Genomic DNA, 20,184 nt, shown 5'->3' on the forward strand with positions numbered 1-20,184 from the left:
CGCGGCGTTTCCCGGACGCCAGGGGGGGGCTATCCATGTTGCGCCCGTTGTATTCATCCTCTCGGCTGTTTCAGGCCGCCCGACAGTATTTTCGCAATGATCAACTGATGTTGGCGATGCTGTCGGTGATCATTGGCATTGTGACGGGGGCGCTGGTGATTGCCTTTCGCGAAGGCATTTTGTTTTTTCAGGCGACTTTTTACGGCGCGATCGGGGAACGGTTATACGATGTCGCCGCCGGGCTCCCCTGGTGGCACCTGTTGGCGGTCCCCACGTTGGGGGGCTTGGTGGTTGGCGTTTTGATCCATTACGGTCTCCGGGACCAGCGCCCTCATGGTGTTGCGGACGTGATTGAAGCCAGTGCGTTAAAGGGTGGGCGGATGTCGTTGACGACGGGTCTGCGCGCGGCTTTTATCAATGCGTTGTCCATCGGCTGTGGGGCGTCGGTGGGGCGGGAAGGCCCTGCGGTGCATTTGGGCGCGTCATTTGCCGGGTGGGTTGCCAAACAACTGGACTTGAGCCGGTCTCTTTCGCGCACGCTTTTGGGGTGCGGCGTGGCGGCGGCGGTGGCGGGGTCGTTCAACGCCCCGATTGCAGGCGCGCTGTTCGCCAATGAAGTGGTGATCGGGCATTATGCCCTGAAGGCTTTTGCCCCGGTGGTGATTGCGTCCGTGACCGGAACGGTGGTGTCGAGGGCCTATTATGGGGACTATCCGGCTTTTGTGCTCCCCCCCCACGAGATCTTGTCGTATTTCGAATTTCCCGCCTTCATCCTTTTGGGTGTGCTGGCGGGGTTGACGGCAAGTTTGTTGTTGAGAACCATTTTCACGGCCCAGGATTTGTCCAAAACTTTGCCCGTTCCCCCGTGGGGGCTTCCGGCCATCGGTGGCTTTATGATCGGGGTGATGGCCTTGGTTCTACCCCAAGTGCTGGGTGTCGGTTACGGCATCACCGATGATGCGCTTGGCGACAGCCTTGCGCTGGGGCTGTTGGTGGCGGTTCTGGTGGGCAAAATCATCGCCACGGGCATAAGTCTTGGTTTCGGTTTTGGGGGCGGAATCTTTTCGCCCTCCTTGGTGGTCGGTGCCATGTTGGGCGGTGCATTTGGCATTGTCGTGACCTCGTTCATGCCGGAACTGAACACCGGCACAGGCGGTTACACCTTGATTGGGATGGGGGCTGTGGCCGCCGCCACGTTGGGGGCGCCGATCTCCACCACCTTGATTGTGTTTGAAATGACCGGCGACTACGCGCTGACCATGGGGCTGTTGCTGGCGGTTGTCATTTCCACCGCCATCACCCGAAACGTTTCCAAAACCAGTTTTTTTGCCCTGCAATTGGAACGCCGGGGCTTGGATTTGAAGGGCGGTTTTGAAAGTGGTCTGCTGCGCGCCAGTCGGGTGTGTGATGTGATGGAAGAAAACGCCGAATTGCTCAATCGCAATCTGCCGTTGGCGTCTTTGCGGGTGTGTTTGCAAGAATCATCGACGGGAGAATTGTTTGTGGTCGATGATCATGGGGGGCTGGTGGGCACCGTCACCTTGGCGGATTTGACGGAAGCCGCGTTTGATTCGGAATTGGATTTCCTGGTTAATGCCGCCGACGTGATGCGGCGCAATCCGCCCATGCTGTTGTGCAATGATCACTTGGAAACGGCTTTGTTGACCATGCGCGATTCGGGAGAAAGTCTGATTGCGGTGGTGGACAACTCTGAAAATTGTAAATTTCTGGGTGTCATTGAAGAAAAGCACGTCATGGCGGCTTATAATCGCGCGCTTTTGCTCAGTCGCTACGAAGAACGCGACGTTTAACTTTTCGTCGTTGGAGCGCGTGCTATAAACGGGCTTATGAACGATCCATTTGAACTCACAGACCCATCCGAAGACCCTCGCCCCACGACGCCGGCGGAGCGTCCAGCCGTTTATCTGGATGGTCTGAACGAAAGCCAACGCGAGGCGGTTGAAGCCACCGAAGGCCCGGTGTTGGTTCTGGCGGGTGCAGGCACGGGCAAGACCCGCGTGCTGACCACCCGCTTGGCGCACATCTTGTTGCAAGGGCGCGCCCGTCCCGGTGAAATTTTAGCGGTCACTTTCACCAACAAAGCCGCACGCGAAATGCAAGAGCGGGTCGGCCACATGTTGGGCACGCCGGTCGAAGGCTGGTGGGTGGGCACCTTTCACGCCCTGGCCGCGCGCATATTGCGCCGTCACGCCGAAGCGGTGGGGCTCAAACCCAACTTTACCATTTTGGATACCGACGATCAGGTGCGCTTGATCAAGCAGATTTTGGCGGCCCGCGACATCGACACCAAACGCTTTCCGCCGCGCACCTTTTCCGCCGTGATCCAGCGCTGGAAAGACCGCTCCTTGGGGCCCGAAAAAGTCTCCCAAGGGGAAGCGGTCGAGGCGTTGGACGGCACTGCTATCGACGTTTACAAAGACTACCAAAGTGAGCTGCTGCGGCAAAATGCGGCCGATTTTGGCGATTTGTTGATGCTGTGCGTGGACTTGTTTCAAAGCCAGCCGGACATTTTGAAATCTTATCAGCGGCGTTTTCGCTATGTTTTGGTGGACGAATACCAAGATACCAACGTGGCGCAATATTTATGGCTGCGGTTGCTGGCCCAGGGCCATCAAAACATTTGCTGCGTGGGCGATGACGATCAATCGATCTATTCGTGGCGGGGTGCGGAAGTCGGCAACATCTTGCGCTTTGAAAAAGATTTCCCCGGCGCAAAGGTGGTGCGCTTGGAGCGCAATTATCGTTCCACCCCGCACATCTTGGGCGCGGCGTCGGGTCTGATCGCCAACAACGAAGGCCGCTTGGGCAAGACTTTGTGGACGGACTTGAACGAAGGCGAAAAGGTGCGCGTGCACGGCGTTTGGGATTCCACGGAAGAAGCGCGCTGGATCGTTGACGACATGGAAGCCCGTCAAATGCGTGGCGAAAGCCTGGCGACCATGGCGGTTTTGGTACGCACATCAGCACAAACGCGTGAATTTGAAGAACGTTTGATCACGTTGGGGATCGCTTATCAAGTGATCGGCGGTTTGCGTTTTTATGAGCGCCAAGAAATTCGCGACGCGGTGGCGTACCTGCGTGTGATCGCGCAACCCGATGACGACTTGGCGTTTCAACGCATCGCCAATGTGCCCAAGCGCGGTCTGGGCGATGCCTCCATGCAGACGGTGCACATGCATGCTCGCGCACGGGGCATTTCATTGAGCTTGGCCATTCGCGAACTGACCACCACGGATGAATTGAAATCTAGGCCGAAAAAGCTGTTCACCGACTTGCTGAACGAATTTGATCGCTGGCGGGTTGAGGCCCACGACCATTCCCCCGCAGAGCTGATGGACATTGTGCTCGACGAATCGGGCTACACTGAAATGTGGAAGCTCGACAAATCCATTGACGCGCCGGGACGCATCGAAAACCTCAAAGAGCTTGTGGTGGGGCTTAGCGCCTTTGACACCCTGACCAGCTTTTTGGAGCACATTTCCTTGGTCATGGAAAACGAACAAAATAAGGGCACCGACAAAGTCACCTTGATGACGTTGCATGGCGCGAAGGGGTTGGAGTTCGACACCGTGTACCTGCCCGGTTGGGAAGAAGGTCTGTTCCCCCATCAGCGCGCCTTGGACGAAACCGGTACCAACGGTTTGGAAGAAGAGCGCCGCCTGGCTTATGTCGGACTGACCCGGGCGCGCAAATGCGCCACCGTGACGTTTGCCGCCAATCGGCGCATCTACGGCCAGTGGCAATCGTCGCTGCCGTCGCGTTTTGTGGATGAATTGCCCGCCGGGCACATTGAACGGGCAGGTGAATTGGGCTTGAGCCGGGGCGGTTTTGCCGAAGATCAGGCCGTTTTTGGCAAGGTTTCGGGCAAAGCCTCTGAGGGCTATGGAGCAGGCTGGAAACGCGCCCAAAACAGAAAGCCTCAAGATGATTTGGTGTTTGCTCCGGCGCGGGTGTCCTCGGGTGGTCTGGAAGTGGGACAACGTATTTTTCACCAGAAATTCGGCTATGGCAGCATTCAAGGACTGGACGGCGACAAGCTCGACATCAAGTTCGAAAAGGCCGGAATGAAAAAAGTAATGGTCAGCTTTGTCGAAAAAGTGTGAGGGGTGCGCGGGGGCATCTTAATTTGCATTGACGCGGACCTCCGCCTCTTCCATACCTGAGCCATGAACGATACATCTAAAATCTGGTCCATTTCTTTTGAAATTGCGGACGCCCACGTGGATGCGTTTGAGCAAGTGCTCGAACCGCTTGTGGAATCTTTGATGTGGACGGTGGATGAGCCGCGCGGTCTTCAGCGGGTGGAAGGCTTCACCACCTCTGCGCCCGACGCCCCCACCATATTGGCACCCTTGCAGGCCTTGGCGGACAGCTTGGGTATGAAAGCCCCTGAAGTGCACATCGAAGAGTTGGCCCCGCGCAATTGGGTGGAAGAAAACTTGAAAGCTTTTCCGCCCATTGATGCCGGGCGCTTTTTTATCTACGCCAGCCATGTGGATGAGCGGCCTTTGCCGGGGCGCATTCCCATGCGTATCGATCCCGGCGCTGCGTTTGGCACCGGCACCCATGCCACCACGTCGGGGTGTCTGCAAGCCATCGAAGATTTAGGTCGCCGCCATCGTTTTCGGGCCCCGCTGGATGTCGGCACCGGGTCGGGTATTTTGGCCATCGCCATGGCAAAGTTGTGGAAGCTGCCCGTGTTGGGCACCGATATTGACCCGACGGCTGTGCGGGTGGCGGGTGAAAATGCGGTTTTGAACGGGGTTGCCAACCTGTTGGATTTTCGCGTCGGGGCCGGCTTTAAACCGATTTCTGAGTTCGCGCGCTTTGATTTGATTGTCGCCAATATTTTGGCGCGGCCCTTGACGGCGATTGCCCCGGATTTGGCCAGACGTTTGTCGCCCAAAGGTTACGCGGTGCTGTCAGGTTTGATTGTGCGTGATGAGCGCTTTGTGCTGGGGCCGTATTTGGCCCAGGGCCTAGTGCTGAAACGACGCTACGTGCGCAACGGGTGGTTGACGCTGGTGCTGAAAAAGCGCGGTTAATCCTAACCCGCTTTGCGCCCTGTTTGTGGGACCGTTTGGGTTGGGGGCGTCTGGGCATGCGTCGACGGCGTAAAACGATCTCCCGAACCTTCTGCATGGGTTGCGCGTTGTAAATCGCCTTTGTTGGCCAACGCGGTGATGGTTTCCGCCTGACGTTTGCGTTGGTGGCGGATTTCGGCAGCTAATTTTTCAACGTGATAGATGCCACTTTCCATTTTTTGAATGCGGGTGTTGGCCTTGAACAGCGCGGCATCCAACTCGGCTATGCGATGCGCCGTTCGCCGCATCACTTCGCTGGCGAAGTACACCGCCAACAGCGACAGGGAAAAACCGAGAATGCCGAATACTTGTGCCATGCTGTGTCCAGAAACTTTCGATTCGCTCGAATGCCTTCAGCATGACGTCGAAGGGTTAAAAAAAGGGTAAATGTCTGATTTCAAGTGCCTGCGCGTGGTAAAAGTGAAGCGAAAGCCTTGTTCTATACGCGAATACTGCTAAGCTCTGGGCGGGCGTCGCTTTATCATCTGGGGGATGTATGAAGATACTGTTGGTTGAAGACAGTCGCACCTCAGTGCTTATGGTGAGAAGCCTTCTCGATGAAGATCCCCATGAGCACTACGAGCTCACGGTGGCGCAGACTGTCGAAGAAGCAAAAACACAGCTGAGCGCAGCTGATTTTGATTTGATTTTGCTAGACCTGACGTTGCCGGATTCTTCGGGTTTGGAGACGGTTGATTCCGTGTATGCGGTATCCAAGGGCACCGGAATCGTTGTTCTGACCTCAAATTCAGACGAAAAAGTGGGCTTGGCGGCGTTGAAGCACGGCGCGCAGGATTTTTTGGTTAAGGACGAAACTTATCGCAGAGTGCTTTTGCGCGCCGTTAAGTATGCGCACCAGCGTGTGGTTTCGGAACGCGAAATTCGTGAGGCGCGGGATCTGGCTGAATTCGCCACGCGCTCCAAGTCCAGCTTTATCGCCAATCTGAGCCATGAATTGCGCACACCGTTGAACGCGGTCATCGGATTTTCGGAATTGATGCTCAACGGCATCAGTGGTGAGTTGGCGGCGAAGCAACTTGAATACGTTCAAGATATCCACAAGTCGGGCCAATACCTCCACGGTTTGATCGGTACGGTATTGGACCTCTCTAAAATTGAAGCCGATCGCCTTGAAGTGAAAGACGGCCGAGTCAATATGGGGGAGGTCATCAGTGACGTTGTGGAGCTTGTTCAAGGCGCATTTCGGAATGATAAAATTAAATTTTGCTTCAATGTGGCTCCTTCTCTCCCCCCAATGCGGGCCGATCACACCATGATTGAACAAATTGTCACCAATCTGGTTTCCAATGCGGTGAAGTATTCACCCGAAGGGGGGCGTGTCACGGTCGGCGCGACCTTGAACCCCATCGGCAACATGCTGGTTACGGTGGCGGACCAGGGTATCGGCATTCCCAAGGATCAAATTGAGCAGGTTTTGCAACCGTTTGAGCGCACCCATGAGTCGCGCGCACGCAAAATCGAAGGAACCGGACTGGGCCTGCCGTTGGCCAAAGGATTGGTTGAGGCCCACGGCGGCACGATACTAATTGAAAGCGAACTGGGTGAGGGCACCTTGGTTACGGTGAGTTTTCCATCGGAACGGTTGTGTTAAGTCCGTGCCTTAGGCTGACCAGCTGAGACCCATCAGCACGAGGCTCCCTGCCAAAACGCCGAGACCAACATTTTTCCGGCTTATCATAAACACGATCAATCCACTGGCCGCAGCCGCAAAGCGCCACCAGTCCGGTGTTTGCGCTAAGGTGCCGATGGGCATCCAAATCATGCGCACCACCAAACCCGCCAGCAAGGCATAGGTCACACAGGTGATCCAATCGACGATGGGCGAGGCGGTGGTGAGGCGACCCGATAAAAAAGCCCCCAACAGCCGCGATGCATAGGTTGCCAGCGCAGCTAATGTGATCACCAGCACAGGGCTGTAAACGGCGTTTTCAATCACGGTTCAGCCCCTTTTTCCCCCATTTCGTTTGGCCCAAAGCCCACGCGGCCGTTCCGCCTGCCAGGCCGGTGATGATCAAGCTCCAATCCGGCGCGATGAGAAACAGCATTGGTCCCAAGATGGCACCGAACACCAACGCCATCACTTTGGAGCGATTGTGCAGATCGAACAAAAACAGCAGCATAAAATACAGCGGATTGAGAAACACCAGCGCCAAGGTGATGTGTTGTGGCACTTGGCCCGACAGATAAAATCCGATCACCGTGGCGATGAGAGAACTGCCATACAGCAGCAATCCGTATCCGGTCAGATATGACAAACGCTGATCCGGGGCCAAATCCGGCAGGCGGCGCATGGTGCCGACCCAACTGGTCGCGGCTACCAACATGGATACGGTGTAGTATTTCCACTCTTGAACGCCGGGTTGGCGAATGTGCGGCAACAACGATGCGGCCAATGGCAACAGGCGGGCATTGATGAAGGCCACCGACAACACAATGGCCATCAAGGGGGCTCCGCTGTAGGCCATGTCCGCCATGGCGATTTGTCCGGGCAAGGCCCAGGTGGATAAACTTGAATACAGCGCTTCCCACACCGACCAGTTCAGCGCATGCAACATCGAGCCGAAGCCGACGAAACTGGCTCCCATCACCAACATGGGCACCCCTGCAGCTTCACGAAAGCCCCCCCATAGTGCAGATCGCGGGGACGGGAAGGCGGATGGTTTTGGATTTGGGTTTGTAGAGAGGTTCATGATGTGGCTCGGTTGGGGAGGGGCTGTGCATTGTGCAACGCACAAAACGGAACCACAATGGGTTTTAACCCGTTGGCCTAACAGGGCCTTCGTCAGGGAACTGGGCATGGACATCTGCCCAATGGCATCATAGGCTCTTAAAGCGTGTAAATTTTAGGGGTCGCACCGTGGACAGATCCTTCGAGTTCGATGTCGAACAACTCAATGCCTTCGTGGACGGGCTTTTGGCCTTTGTCCACACCCATGTGCTGGTGATTCCCAACCTGATTCAAGTGGCACTGGTGGTGTTGTTGTATTATGTGGCGCGCATGGCAGCGCGCCCAGCGACCACCGTGTTGGATAAAATTCTCGCGGCGGAATGGGCTTCTAAGTATCGCTATCAGACGGGCCTAATCATTAAACCATTGCTGTTGCCGGTGGCGTGGTTGGCGTTGGCCGGGGTCGAGCATTTGGTCGCGCTGAAATTGGGCTGGCCTGCGGGCATTACGGCCTTTGCCACCAGTTTGTTGACCGCCTGGGTTGTGATCCGTTTGCTGTTGAATTTCATCGCCGATCCGTGGTGGTCGCGGGCCGTCGCCGTGTTCGTATGGTCTGTGACAGCATTGGATATCGTCGGACTGTTGGACCCAACGTTGGAGATTATGGACCGCTTGGCGGTCAACTTGGGTAGCTTCCGTTTGTCCTTGCTGGTGGTGGCTAAGGCCATCGTCGTGATGGTGGTGTTGCTGTGGATGGCCAATTGGGCCGCACGCATGGTGGAAGGGCGCCTGAAAAGGATTTCTCAGTTTACCCCGTCGCAAAAAGTTTTGTTCGGCAAACTTTCACGGGTGATGTTCGTCACCTTGGCGATCTTGGTGGGCATCAATATGGTGGGCATCGACCTCACTGCGTTGCATGTGTTTTCGGGTGCCTTGGGTCTCGGCGTTGGTATCGGTCTGCAAAAGGTCGTCAGCAACCTCTTGTCGGGCGTGATCTTGCTGATGGATCGATCCGTGAAGCCCGGTGATGTGGTGTCCATTGGCGGCACTTACGGCTGGATCAATTCCATCGGGGCGCGCTACGTTTCGGTGGTCACGCGTGACGGCATCGAACACTTGATCCCCAATGAGGTTCTGATCTCCACGCCGGTGGAAAATTGGTCCCACTCCGACCGCTTGGTGCGCCAGCGCTTGCCCATCGGCATTTCTTACGATTCCGATGTGCACTTGGCGATCAAGCTGGCGGAACAAGCAGGTGGTGAGTTCTCACGCATTTTGAAAAACCCCGCGCCCAGGTGTTTGCTCAAAGGTTATGGCGACAACTCTTTAGACTTGGAATTACGGGTGTGGATCGAAGATGCAGAAAAGGGCGTGTCCAACATCAAAAGTGAAATTTATTTGCGTATTCACGAGCTGTTTGCCCAAAACAACGTCGCTTTCCCCTACCCGCAACGCGACATTCACGTGAAAGGTCCAGTGCGCTTGATGTTTGATGGAACGTTGGAACCGCCGGAACCCGAACATTTCAGCGGTGCCGTTGAAGGCGGCAGCGTCGATCTTAAGCCCTAAATCAGAGGATCATAGGCCCACTGCAACAATGCTTGGCGTTGGCGCGGACGACAGAACACATCGCTTGGTTCACAGTTCTTTTTAACTTGGGGAACATGGCGTGCGCCAAACGCTTTCCAGCGTTTGATTTGATAGGCATCTACATTCACGAGGCGTCGGCCAAGGGTGTAGCGGCAATACCATTGAAACCACCCCAGTGGATCTTCGGGCGTGATCCAGCCTTTTTCCAACCACACCGCCCGAGATTGCCCGGCGGCCACACCAAAATAGTTGCAAGACGGATCAAAGCCGTTGGTCGAAAGCTGGGCGTCTGCGAACCAATCAGGCGGTAAATCGTCAGGCGGGTGATCTTCGTCAAAATACCCGCCGCCGAAGACGCCCATGGAGAGCATCGTTTTGGGCGTGAGTTGGGGGGCAAAAACAAGCTCGGTCATTATGTTTATATAGGGCGTCAGAGACGTCGTTCCACCACCATGCCAATTTCCTCATCCGTCAGTGTCACCGGATTGGTTTGCATCGATGAGCCGCGGGATGAAGCGACGATGCGGGGGATATCGCCCGGGGTTACGCCAAAGTTTGACAAACGTGGAAGGTCTAGGCGGTCGGTCCAATCATGCAACGTACGCACCAATCCGTCCAGGGCGGCGTTGCCATGGAGGTTTTGCGTCAGAACCAGCGCGCCTGCACGGGCATAAACACTCAAGGCCGGGCTGGAGGGCGTGCGTTGAATCAGCGCCTGAATATTGATATCGGTGGCTTCCCCAACCAAGGTGCCGCACACGACGCCGTGGGGAATGGGGAACAGCGATCCCAGGGGCTGGGCCAAACCATGCACAGACCCCAGCCCCGTTTGCGCCAGACAGATGCCTGACATCAGCGAGGCATAGGCCATGTGAGTGCGGGCCTCAGTTGCGCGGGGGCTGTCTTCGCCCGCCAACAGCCACATGTCCCAAAAGCCCAGGACAAAGCGTTCAAGCCCCGACCACGCCAACGCCGCGGTCATGGCGTTGGAGCGTATCGACGTCAGGCTTTCCAAAAGCTGGGTGAAGGCATCCATGCCGTTGGCGGCGATGATCGATTGGGGGCACGTGACGAGTAAGTCCGGATCAATGATGGCGGTGGTGGCAACCAGGGTGTCGTCGCGAAAGGATTTTTTGAAACCATCCACACCGTGGCGGGACAGCACCGCGTTTTTGGTGGCTTCCGACCCCGTGCCCGCCGTGGTGGGCACGCAGATTAAGGGTGTCGCCGGCCCCTGATAGGGAAGCTCCGGCCCGACGCCTTCCAAGTGGTCCATGACCGAATTGGCGGGGCCCAGCAAACCGGCAATGGCCTTGGCACCATCCAAGGCACTGCCGCCGCCAATGCCCACAACCACATCAAAACCGCCCCCTTTGTGCTTGGTGACGGCATCATCGACCCACGCGGGTGATGGTTCGCCTTCGACACTCAAGAGCGTCGGGGTGATGCCGAGGTCGTGCAAAAGCTGTTGCAGGTGCACCCACGATGGAGACGCGACAAAGGAGCGTGCCCCGGTGATGATTAAGGCCTTAGAGCCAAAGCGGAGAATTTCTGTGGGCAGGTTAGCCAAGGTGCCTGGGCCGAACATAATCTTGGGCAAACGGGCAATGGAAAACGGCTGAATGGAGAATGGATCGTTCATGCGTTAAGCTCCGGGCAGAGGCCGATATGGCGCACACCACGCCTGGGGACCGCCATCATCGGGTCAACCGTCTTGCGCCAATTCAGATATTGGTCCGTTTGTTTGTGGGCCGCGATATCCGCGTCGCTTTTGTACCATTCGTAAAACACAAATTGGCTGGGGTCCGCTTCATTTTGTAACAAGTCAAAGCGATGATTTCCAGGCTCCTTCACCGATTGGCTGTGGTTGGTCTTGGACGCGGAGATGAAGTCGTCAATGCACTCCGGTTTTACGGAGATATAAACCAATGTGACGGGCATCGCGCGGGACTCCTTTCGACCATGACAATCGCAGGAGCATAAACTGGACCGTATAGAGCTTCAATCGCTGGATTGCGGGCTTCCCTTTGGCGCGGTTCATGACTATCTATGAGATATGAAAAGCAGTGCTGGACGCTTTGGCTGGGTTGGAGCCGCTTGCTTGGTTGTCGCCTTGTCCTGGGTTGCGACCTCGGCCCGCGCCGATGTTTGCCCTATTCCCGAACGGGTGAGCGTAAATGTGCGTTTGCTTGACCCGGCCCCGAAGGTGGTGGTGTCTTCCAATCTCAAACAGATCAATTCAAAAGCCCAGGCGCATGGGCTGCTCAAGCGCGGCAGTATGGTTCTTGGCCTCACCCAGAGCGAGGTGGGAACATCCATGAACATGCGCTTTCGCGGGCAAGGCATTGGGACCATCACCTGCATCAGTGTGGACCGCATTGACGCCAGCTTTGGACATGCCAAGCTCGAGGTGCAACTGCCCAAGGAGTATGCGCGGGGGAGCTGTCAGTACAAGACGGTTTTGCGCCATGAAATGGAACATGTGCGCGTCAACCGCGAAGGGGTGCGCAAATACGCCCAGATTTTAAAATACGCGCTGGAAAAAGCCGCAAACCATTTTAACCCGCGCCAAACCGCAAGCATGGAATCTGGGCAGGACGCGGCAAAAAGAATTTTACAAAAAACCGTTCAAGGCGTTGTCGCGTCTTTTAACAAAGACGTTAACGCGCAGCACGCCCTTATCGATAAACCCGGTGGCCCTTATGACGCCAATGGCGCGTGCCGTGAATGGAAATGATGGGACCTGCACGGCCAGAAAAAGACCCCGCGCCATCCCAAACGAGGAGGTTTTTGTTTATTTGGCACGATAGAAGGGGTTATGCGCCACGCCGGAGCAGGGTATGCTTCAGGGGTCAGAATCCTAATTTCCACACGATGGCTTGAACCGGGGAGATCGCACATGAAAAGCCGACGTCTCAGTGATAAAATCATCGACGCCCATCAAATCGCTTGTGAAGAAAACAGGCACGAAATCGCCTCTTTGCTTTTGGAAGCGTTGGAAATTGATTTATCAAGCATAGGTGGAGACCACGAGGAGCATCGGATGTGGTCGGAGCGTATGGAAGGCGCATTTGCGCTGCATACAAAAACCTTTAAAACCATTCAGAAGCTTTAGGTCCTGGCCCTAAACACCGCTCCGTTATGTTTGTGGGGTGAAATGGTCTTCATTTCGATTGCAAGGTGCGCACAAATTTTATGTGTCTTAACGTGCAATTGAATGCCATTGGTTGTAGAGTTCAATCTAGGACCTAACGGCCAATTAAGACCCTCGTTTGACAGCACAAAGGACGATTTGATGATGAAAATTTCTGACATTCTCAAGCAGGACAACAGCCCGCTGGTCACCGTCACCCATGACACCACCATCCTCACCGCATCCCATCGGATGCGCGTTGAAAAAATTGGCTGTGTCATCGTCAGCCCTGATGGCAAACAACCCGAGGGAATTGTTGCGGTCCGCGATATCGTCTATAATTTATCCGAACATTGGGGCGAGGCACCGAAAGGTGACGAATTTGCGTACTTGAACCAGCCGGTTTCGGCCATCATGCGCAGCCCGGTCAAAACGTGCACACTGGATCAGTCCTTGCGCGATGTTTTGCACATTATGTGGCATTTCCATTTTCTTCACGTTCCCGTGGTTGATAACCAAGGCGAGATGTGCGGCATCGTCAGCATTGATGACGTGATCAAATTCTCCATTCCCGAAATGCAACTGGAAGCGCGTGTGCTCCACGAACGGGTGGCGCTGAGCGGTCAACGCCCGTTGGAATAACCGTTTCGACGGCGGATGTGAACAACGTGTGGGGCAGTGCGCCTTTGCGGACTTTTCAGCTCGCTTCGGGAATCATATCGATTGCCCCACACGGACATTCTGCGGCGCACAGTCCGCATCCTTTGCAGAAATCGTATAAAAATTCAAAACGCTTGCCGGGTCCGAGCTTCTTCACGGCATTGTCGGGACAGACGCCGTAGCAGTTGTCGCATTCAAAGCAATTTCCACACGACAAACAGCGCCGAGCTTCGAACAGCGCCGTGCTTTCATCCAAATCGCCGATCACTTCGTCAAAGCTGGTCTGACGGCGGATGATGTCCAATTGCGGCTGAACCAATTGCGGCGCGTCGTCGTAATACCAGGTGTTAAGCTTGTCGAATGCGGCCAGCGGGTGCTTGGCGGGTTTGACATAGGTCTGCCCTTTAAGCCAGGCATCAATGTGATGCGCTGCTTTTTTGCCATGACCCACGGCAACGGTCACGGTGCGTTCCGATGGCACCATGTCGCCGCCTGCGAACAGGCCAGTATAGCCTGTCATCATGTGTTCATCGACATCGACCACACCGTCGCGGGCAATTTTGACACCGGGGACCGATTGTAAAAATGACGTATCGACGTCTTGGCCCAAGGCCATGATTAAGGTATCGGCTTCCAAGGTTTCAAATTCGCCGGTGGCTTGCGGGCGGCCGTTGGCATCGATTTCCATTTTTTCCACCGTGAAGGTGGTTTCGTCGATGTGTTTGATGGTTCGCAGCCAGTGGATCAGCACGCCTTCTTGCTCGGCCTCGGTGGCCTCAAAATCGTGGGCGGGCATTTCGGTGCGGGAGCGGCGATAAACGATCATCGCCTCTTCCGCGCCTAGGCGCTTGGCGGTGCGCGCCACATCCATGGCGGTGTTGCCGCCGCCGTAGACGATAACCCGGCGACCCAATTGCAGGGGCTCAGGGGATGTTTCCATATCGTGCAGCACGCTGGCGGCGTCCAATATACGCCCCGCCGCGTGGGCCGGGATGTCGATGCGTTTGGCCAAGTGCGCACCCACAGCGATAAAGACCGCGTCGAAGCCTTCGCTTTCAAAGGCGGCGGGGATGTCTTCGACCTTTTGATTGAGCTCAAGGGTGACGCCGAAGTTGACGATGCGGGCAATTTCGCCATCCAAGATGTCGCGCGGCAGGCGATACTTGGGAATGCCAAACCGCATCATGCCGCCGGCCATGGGTCCGGCTTCGCGAATGGTGACGGCGTGACCCAGACGGCGCAGATGATAGGCCGCCGACAGGCCGCTCGGCCCCGCGCCCACCACCAGCACCCGTTTGCCGGTGTCCGCATGGGTGGCTTCAGGCATCCAGCCTTGCTTCAGGGCCTCGTCGCCCAAAAAGCGTTCCACCGCATGAACCGCCACGGCTTCGTCCAGGTCTTTGCGATTGCAGGCACTTTCGCAGGGGTGATAACACACGCGGCCCATGATGGCGGGCATGGGATTGTCTTGCACCAAAACATTCCAGGCCGCTTGGTAGTTGCCTTCTTCGGCATGGTACAGCCAGCCTTGGATGTTTTCGCCCGCCGGACAGGCGTTGTTGCACGGCGGCAAAGCATCGCGATAGACCGGCATGAAGGTGCGCCATGAACCGGTGTGATTGGCCAGACTGGTGCCGGGGTCCAAGGTGATGGCATAGGGCAGCTTTGGATCGGTATTGCTCATTGTGCCGTCTCCTCATCCATCAGGCCGAAGCGTTTGATGTTGTGGTCGGCCATGCGCTGGACGACGGCGATCTTGTCGACGTCTTTGCCCTCTTTGCGAAACAGATGCGCAAAACGCTTTTGCACTTTGAGATAGTCTTCAGCCATAACCCGGCGGCGGATTTTGCTGACTTGGGTCACTTCGCCGTGTTCAGCTTCAAACAAGGGGAACAGGCCGCTTTCAATCGCCAGACGGGCGACCTGGATGGTGGCGTCGGACGCCGAGCCCCAGCCCAGCGGGCACGGCACCAAGATGTGAATATAGCGCGCGCCGCGCATCCCCATGGCCTTGGTGACTTTGTATTCCAAATCGTGCAGATCGGCGACCGATGCGGTCGCAACGTAGGGAATGTTGTGTGCCATGGCGATCAGCGGCAGGTTTTTACCGGTGCCAAAAACGTTGCCGGGGGCCTCGCCGATGGCTTGGGTGGTCGCCGTGCGGGCAAACGGTGGGGTGGCGCTGGAGCGTTGCACGCCGGTGTTCATATAGGCTTCGTTGTCGTAACAGATATAGAGCACATCGTCGTTGCGCTCGAACATCCCCGACAGGCAACCAAAGCCGATGTCGGTGGTGCTGCCGTCGCCGCCTTGGGCGATGACCCGAACGTCTTTGCGCCCCTTGACGCGAAAGGCTGCGGCGACGCCCGTGGCAACCGCAGGCGCATTGCCGAACAGGGAATGCAGCCACGGCAACTGCCACGATGTTTCCGGGTACGGCGTGGTGAACACTTCCAGGCACCCGGTGGCATTGACCGCAACCAACTGTCCGTCGGTGGCGCGCATGGCGGAGTCAAGGGCGTAGCGTGCGCCCAAGGCTTCGCCGCAGCCCTGACAGGCACGGTGGCCCGATGTGATGGCGTTGGAGCGATCGACGCTCGCTTGGACCGTGCGCTTGGTTTCATCGAGCAAGCGGTTGCCGACGGTGTGGGTGCCGGTCTGATAGAATTTGACGGATTGGGATGGGTGCTCGGTCATGATCCTATTCCCCAACTTTGGCGTTTTGACGCAAAATGGACTCGGCCGTTGGCCCGGAATGGCGGGTGGTGCGGGCGCGTTCCAGTTCCAGGTCTACAACAGCTTGGTTTAAGTCCAAGAACTGCACGTCGGTCAGTTTATCTTCGCTGGCGGCGATAAACACATCGTGCAGAGAGTTCATCAAAATGGGCCTGCCACCCAAGCCGGCAATGACGGTGTAGACGGTTGCCGTTGCGCCGCGCAGTGCCATGCGCACGTTGGACGCCAGCACGCCACCAAGCCCCGGTGCCAGATTTTTTTCGATCACCACCACCCGCTTGGCCGACTTCAGCGCGTCGCGCAATTCGTCCAGCGGAAACGGGCGGAACGAGCAGATGCTGACCGAGCCAATCGCCAGGCCATCGCCCCGCATGACGTCGATGACTTCTTTGATGGTGCCGTTCACAGATCCCAAAGCGACGACGATGGTCTCGGCCCCATCAGATTTGTATTCGTGAATCAAACCGCCGGACGCGCGGCCAAAGACTTCGCTGAACACTTGGCCGATTTCAGGGATGAGCTGAAGGGCCTGCACTTGTTTGTCGTGGGCCAAGTAGCGCACTTCGGTGAAGGCCTCGGGGCCGACCATGGCGCCGATGGAGTACGGGTGGGCGGGGTCGAGAACCTGCACCGGTTCGAACCGCGGCAAAAAGGCATCGACCTCTTGTTGGGAGGGCAGATCGATGCGCTCGTAGGCGTGGGTGAGGATGAAACCATCCATGCACACCATCACGGGACAGCTCAATTCTTCGGCCAGACGAAAGGCCTGAATGTGTAAATCGACCGCTTCTTGGTTGGTTTCTGCGTACAATTGTATCCATCCCGCGTCGCGCATCGACATGCTGTCGGAATGGTCGTTCCAGATGTTGATGGGCGCACCGATGGCCCGGTTGCCGATGGTCATGACGATGGGCAGGCCCAGGCCAGCCGCGTTGTAGACGGCTTCCGCCATGAACAAAAGCCCTTGGCTGGCGGTGGCGGTATAGGTGCGTGCACCCGCCGCAGACGCGCCGATGGCGACCGACAGGGCAGCAAATTCGGATTCCACGTTGATGAATTCGCAGTCTGTCAGTTGACCTTTTTTGACCAGCGCACCCACGCCTTCGACGATGTGGGTCTGGGGCGTGATGGGATAGGCGCACACCACTTCAGGGCGGCACAATGCAACGGCTCTGGCGACGGCTTCGGAGCCTTCGATTTGGTGGTGCATGAGGTGCTCCTGTTAAGTTCTGGCAGCGATGTCAAAAGCGGCCCCGGCAGCAGCCACGTTGGCTTCGCCAATAGGGCCGGGAAACTTTTCCAAAATGGCGCGGGCAACAGAATCCATTTGCAACTGGCCGGAAATGGCGGCAAAGCCCCCCAGCAACGCGGCATTGGGAACGGGTCGTTTTACGTGAGTCATGGCCAATTCGGTGGCGCCGACGGCACACACATGATGGGCCGGGAATTTGGCGACAAAATCATGAATGCCCAGTTCTTCGAACGTTTGTGTCGAATTGATCAAGATGAATCCGTCGGGCTTAAGGCCTTGAAAGACATCGACGGAATGCATCAAGGTGGTGTCTTGAATGATCAGGGCATCGGGTTCTTGAATGGGTTCACGCAGGCGGATTTCTTTGTCGTCAAAGCGACAATAGGCCACCACCGGCGCGCCCATGCGCTCGGACCCGAAACTGGGAAACGCCTGAGCGTGCTTACCTTCCATGAAGGCTGCGATGGACAGCATCTCGGTCGCCGTCACAACACCTTGACCACCGCGCCCGTGAATTCGAATTTGGAACATTTCGTTTCCGATTCTCTTTATGTTACGCAAAAGTAGGTGTGTATCAAGGAGGCCTGATGACACCTATTCTGGCATACATCTTGGCCTGACCGCCACCCCGGCTTTCGTTAAATTATTGGCGGTTGTTAACATAGAAATGTAACAGCAAATTGGGCGCTCGTTCAGAAAGGCTCCACCCCCCCCCCCCCCCCCACCTTTATCGGAGGTGGGTTATTTATCGGCACGGACGACTGGCGCTTGGACCGGATCTAGCCCGCGTTGGGCCGCCAGATGCTTTGCTGTGTGTTGATGACGGCTTTGATTTTTTGCACCAGCATGCTTGGACGCGCCTTTGTGCAGATGTCGAAGGCGGCCATAAGTTTCAGATCATCGCGGCTTGTGTTGAAATGAAGCAGGTGGTTGGCGGGGGGATTTTTTTTGCCCGCCAGGACCTCATCCAACTTGGTCCAGTGGGCCTCAAGGTCTGCTTTGCGGCGATCATTGTTAAACACGAAGTCTTGGGCAAGCTGCAAATTGCTTTCCAAGTTCATGGGAAACATACAGTTGTTCAGACTGTCGAAGCGGATCACCCCATTGTCAAAAAAGGTCACGATGGGCAAAAACGGCGCAAGGTTGGGAAAAAACACATTGGGCACCATGCGACATTTCCAATACTGCTCCCCAATGTCGGAAAATTCATGGAAGGTGTCGATGTTTTTAAATCCCGATTGGTGCAGGGGCAGGATCTCCACATTGTCCTTGTTGGGGTTGACAGTGTCATTGGCGACGTCGATGTAATGGTTTCCGGCTTGGATGGCGTTTTGGAAGTATTGCCCCCTTAGCGCCCCCCACACAACCTTGAAGGTACCGCCTTTTTTATGAAGTTCGCGTAGCGCCAACAGCCCTTTGGCGCTGTCGCTTACAGGCTTTTTCATCATCAAGTTCATCATGAAGTAAACGATTTCAAGGCAGCAGTTCACGGGGTACTGCGACAGCTTCCAATAGAGGTTGGCATCGGTTGGTGTGGCGCTGTTTTTCATGTCCGCCCACAGCGCTCTAAAATGGGCATCCGTTTCTACACGCAGCATTTTGAGGTCGCGATAGATCGCTTCAAGATTGCTCTCGACGTATGTGGTGGTGAGTTGGCACGTCTGCTCGCTTGGCGGCTCGATCGATATCGCCCGGTATTGCTCAATCAAAGATTTGACGAGTTTGTCCGAGGTGACGCCCAGGGCACCGTTCAGCGTGTTTGGGGTGGCTTTGGGGGCCCGTTTTTGTTGGCGGCGTCGTTCGGCTCTGTTCATAGGTGTGCTTCGTTTTTCCTTGGTTCGCCTTGGGCCAGCATAAACGCGTTTGGAGGGGAAGAGAATAGGGGGCGCGGGGGTGATCCATGTTCATACGATTCTGCATTTCGAGTGTTAAGGTGTACACTCGACAAGGATTTGAAGCTTGTGTTGGAACTTTCAATTTACACAAAGGAGAAGTTCGGTGAACGAGAAAACATTGCGGGCGATTGCCCAAAAAATGGTCTCAGATAACAGAGGCTTGCTGGCGATTGATGAAAGCAGTGGAACCATCAAAAAGAGGTTCGACACCATTGGCGTTGAGTCTACGGAAGCAAACCGCCGCGATTACCGCGCCAATCTGCTCCGCGCCAAAGACTTGGGGCATTACATTGGCGGGGCAATTTTGTTTGATGAAACCCTGCGCCAATCGGCGGCAGACGGCGTCAAAATTGTCGACGTGCTGAAGGCACAAGGCATCGTTCCCGGTATCAAGGTCGACAAGGGGCCAAAGCCTCTGGCTGGATTTCCTGGGGAAACCGTAACGGAAGGTTTAGATGGCTTGGCCGCGCGGGTGGATGAATATGTCGCGCTGGGCGCGCGGTTCGCGAAATGGCGCGCGGTCATTCACATTGGCGACGGCTATCCCACGCCGACCGGACTTGCCGCCAACGCCCAAGGCTTGGCCCGATATGCGCGGATTTGTCAGGAAGGCGGCTTGGTGCCCGTGGTCGAGCCCGAAGTTCTGATGGACGGCGACCATGATATCGAGACCTGTCAACGCGTCACAGAAGCCGCCCTGGACGCCGTATTTACGGCTTTGAAAGCGCATGGGGTGCTTTTGGAAGGGATGATTTTAAAACCCAACATGGTCATTGCCGGTTCCGACTGTCCGACCCAGACCAGCGCGGACGACATTGCTGCGCGGACCGTGGCAACCCTGCGCCGGTGCGTACCCGCAGCGGTGCCGGGGATTACGTTTTTGTCGGGCGGCCAAACAGAACTGGAAGCGACGGTTAATTTGAACGCCATGAATGCAAAGTTTGGCCCCAACCCGTGGAAGCTCAGCTTTTCTTATGGGCGCGCGCTTCAAGCCAGCGCCTTAGAGGCGTGGAGCGGCAAGGCCGAAAACCAACCCGCCGCCCAGGCTGCATTGCTGAAACGCGCACAGCTTAACAGTCAGGCCAGCGCCGGGACGTATACGGGAGAAGGTGTCAATTAATCGG

Annotated in this window: 20 protein-coding genes; 9 read left to right on the forward strand and 11 right to left on the reverse strand. The window is 56.3% G+C overall.

Annotated elements, in window-relative coordinates; translation table 11 throughout:
* The first annotated feature begins 35 nt into the window (after window positions 1–35).
* From BEN30_RS11025 to BEN30_RS11035, 3 genes are all read left to right on the forward strand, one after another.
* Window positions 36–1,811 carry a chloride channel protein gene (locus BEN30_RS11025; protein WP_069958401.1) on the forward strand — a complete coding sequence of 592 codons (1,776 nt, stop codon included), beginning with the start codon at window positions 36–38 and terminating at the stop codon, window positions 1,809–1,811.
* A gap of 36 nt (window positions 1,812–1,847) precedes the next feature.
* Window positions 1,848–4,124, forward strand: coding sequence for an ATP-dependent helicase (locus tag BEN30_RS11030; protein WP_069958402.1), 2,277 nt, complete (start codon window positions 1,848–1,850; stop codon window positions 4,122–4,124).
* Between the two features lie 63 nt (window positions 4,125–4,187).
* Window positions 4,188–5,066 carry a 50S ribosomal protein L11 methyltransferase gene (locus BEN30_RS11035; protein WP_069958403.1) on the forward strand — a complete coding sequence of 293 codons (879 nt, stop codon included), beginning with the start codon at window positions 4,188–4,190 and terminating at the stop codon, window positions 5,064–5,066.
* A 2-nt stretch (window positions 5,067–5,068) separates the two neighbouring features.
* On the opposite strand, the gene BEN30_RS11040 is transcribed toward BEN30_RS11035, so the two are convergent.
* Window positions 5,069–5,422 carry a hypothetical protein gene (locus tag BEN30_RS11040; RefSeq protein ID WP_069958404.1) on the reverse strand — a complete coding sequence of 118 codons (354 nt, stop codon included), beginning with the start codon at window positions 5,420–5,422 and terminating at the stop codon, window positions 5,069–5,071.
* A gap of 179 nt (window positions 5,423–5,601) precedes the next feature.
* On the opposite strand from BEN30_RS11040, the gene BEN30_RS11045 reads away from it, so the two are divergent.
* Window positions 5,602–6,717 carry an ATP-binding response regulator gene (locus tag BEN30_RS11045; protein ID WP_069958405.1) on the forward strand — a complete coding sequence of 372 codons (1,116 nt, stop codon included), beginning with the start codon at window positions 5,602–5,604 and terminating at the stop codon, window positions 6,715–6,717.
* A gap of 9 nt (window positions 6,718–6,726) precedes the next feature.
* Here the strand turns inward: BEN30_RS11045 and BEN30_RS11050 are convergent, their stop codons facing one another.
* Both BEN30_RS11050 and BEN30_RS11055 read right to left on the reverse strand, forming a co-directional pair.
* The gene (locus BEN30_RS11050; protein WP_069958406.1) at window positions 6,727–7,062 is read right to left on the reverse strand and encodes an AzlD domain-containing protein; all 336 of its coding nucleotides are present in this window, start codon (window positions 7,060–7,062) and stop codon (window positions 6,727–6,729) included.
* Entirely contained in the window at window positions 7,055–7,816 is a 762-nt protein-coding gene (locus BEN30_RS11055) for an AzlC family ABC transporter permease (protein ID WP_069958490.1), read from the reverse strand. The genes BEN30_RS11050 and BEN30_RS11055 overlap by 8 nt, the downstream gene beginning before the upstream one ends.
* A gap of 167 nt (window positions 7,817–7,983) precedes the next feature.
* Here BEN30_RS11055 and BEN30_RS11060 point away from each other — a divergent pair, with 167 nt between their 5' ends.
* A complete protein-coding gene (locus BEN30_RS11060; protein WP_139134992.1) occupies window positions 7,984–9,363 on the forward strand; it encodes a mechanosensitive ion channel family protein in 1,380 nt (459 codons plus the stop codon).
* On the opposite strand, the gene BEN30_RS11065 is transcribed toward BEN30_RS11060, so the two are convergent.
* From BEN30_RS11065 to BEN30_RS11075, 3 genes are read right to left on the reverse strand one after another with little or no spacing between them, the layout of a single operon-like run.
* Window positions 9,360–9,797, reverse strand: a complete 438-nt coding sequence (locus BEN30_RS11065) for a hypothetical protein (protein WP_069958408.1) — start codon at window positions 9,795–9,797, stop codon at window positions 9,360–9,362. The two genes, BEN30_RS11060 and BEN30_RS11065, sit on opposite strands and share 4 nt — an antisense overlap.
* A gap of 17 nt (window positions 9,798–9,814) precedes the next feature.
* Complete coding sequence (locus tag BEN30_RS11070) at window positions 9,815–11,026, reverse strand: iron-containing alcohol dehydrogenase (protein ID WP_069958409.1); 1,212 nt, start codon at window positions 11,024–11,026, stop codon at window positions 9,815–9,817.
* Entirely contained in the window at window positions 11,023–11,325 is a 303-nt protein-coding gene (locus tag BEN30_RS11075; protein ID WP_069958410.1) for an antibiotic biosynthesis monooxygenase, read from the reverse strand. Before BEN30_RS11075 ends, BEN30_RS11070 begins: the two co-directional genes overlap by 4 nt.
* A gap of 115 nt (window positions 11,326–11,440) precedes the next feature.
* On the opposite strand from BEN30_RS11075, the gene BEN30_RS11080 reads away from it, so the two are divergent.
* The 3 genes from BEN30_RS11080 to BEN30_RS11090 all read left to right on the forward strand — a co-directional run bounded on the left by BEN30_RS11080 (window position 11,441) and on the right by BEN30_RS11090 (window position 13,159).
* Window positions 11,441–12,121, forward strand: coding sequence for a hypothetical protein (locus tag BEN30_RS11080; RefSeq protein ID WP_069958411.1), 681 nt, complete (start codon window positions 11,441–11,443; stop codon window positions 12,119–12,121).
* A 162-nt stretch (window positions 12,122–12,283) separates the two neighbouring features.
* On the forward strand, window positions 12,284–12,499 hold the full coding sequence (locus BEN30_RS11085) for a hypothetical protein (protein ID WP_069958412.1): 216 nt from the start codon (window positions 12,284–12,286) through the stop codon (window positions 12,497–12,499).
* Between the two features lie 180 nt (window positions 12,500–12,679).
* Window positions 12,680–13,159: a CBS domain-containing protein gene (locus tag BEN30_RS11090; protein WP_170827032.1), complete on the forward strand. Its 480-nt coding sequence runs from the start codon at window positions 12,680–12,682 to the stop codon at window positions 13,157–13,159.
* Between the two features lie 55 nt (window positions 13,160–13,214).
* Here BEN30_RS11090 and BEN30_RS11095 read toward each other — a convergent pair whose 3' ends face one another.
* From BEN30_RS11095 to BEN30_RS11115, 5 genes are all read right to left on the reverse strand, one after another.
* Window positions 13,215–14,861 (reverse strand): NAD(P)-binding protein, encoded by a 1,647-nt coding sequence (locus BEN30_RS11095; RefSeq protein ID WP_069958414.1) that lies wholly within the window; start codon window positions 14,859–14,861, stop codon window positions 13,215–13,217.
* The gene (locus BEN30_RS11100; RefSeq protein WP_069958415.1) at window positions 14,858–15,874 is read right to left on the reverse strand and encodes a thiamine pyrophosphate-dependent enzyme; all 1,017 of its coding nucleotides are present in this window, start codon (window positions 15,872–15,874) and stop codon (window positions 14,858–14,860) included. The genes BEN30_RS11095 and BEN30_RS11100 overlap by 4 nt, the downstream gene beginning before the upstream one ends.
* Window positions 15,875–15,878: 4 nt before the next feature.
* Window positions 15,879–17,123: a pyruvate ferredoxin oxidoreductase gene (locus tag BEN30_RS11105; RefSeq protein WP_069958416.1), complete on the reverse strand. Its 1,245-nt coding sequence runs from the start codon at window positions 17,121–17,123 to the stop codon at window positions 15,879–15,881.
* A gap of 12 nt (window positions 17,124–17,135) precedes the next feature.
* Window positions 17,136–17,696 (reverse strand): 2-oxoacid:acceptor oxidoreductase family protein, encoded by a 561-nt coding sequence (locus BEN30_RS11110; RefSeq protein ID WP_069958417.1) that lies wholly within the window; start codon window positions 17,694–17,696, stop codon window positions 17,136–17,138.
* Between the two features lie 248 nt (window positions 17,697–17,944).
* Window positions 17,945–18,979: a hypothetical protein gene (locus BEN30_RS11115; protein WP_069958418.1), complete on the reverse strand. Its 1,035-nt coding sequence runs from the start codon at window positions 18,977–18,979 to the stop codon at window positions 17,945–17,947.
* A 184-nt stretch (window positions 18,980–19,163) separates the two neighbouring features.
* On the opposite strand from BEN30_RS11115, the gene BEN30_RS11120 reads away from it, so the two are divergent.
* Complete coding sequence (locus BEN30_RS11120) at window positions 19,164–20,180, forward strand: class I fructose-bisphosphate aldolase (RefSeq protein WP_084005416.1); 1,017 nt, start codon at window positions 19,164–19,166, stop codon at window positions 20,178–20,180.
* The last annotated feature ends 4 nt before the right edge of the window (window positions 20,181–20,184 follow it).

Origin of the sequence: Magnetovibrio blakemorei, from assembly GCF_001746755.1 — a bacterium.
GTDB lineage: Bacteria > Pseudomonadota > Alphaproteobacteria > Rhodospirillales > Magnetovibrionaceae > Magnetovibrio > Magnetovibrio blakemorei.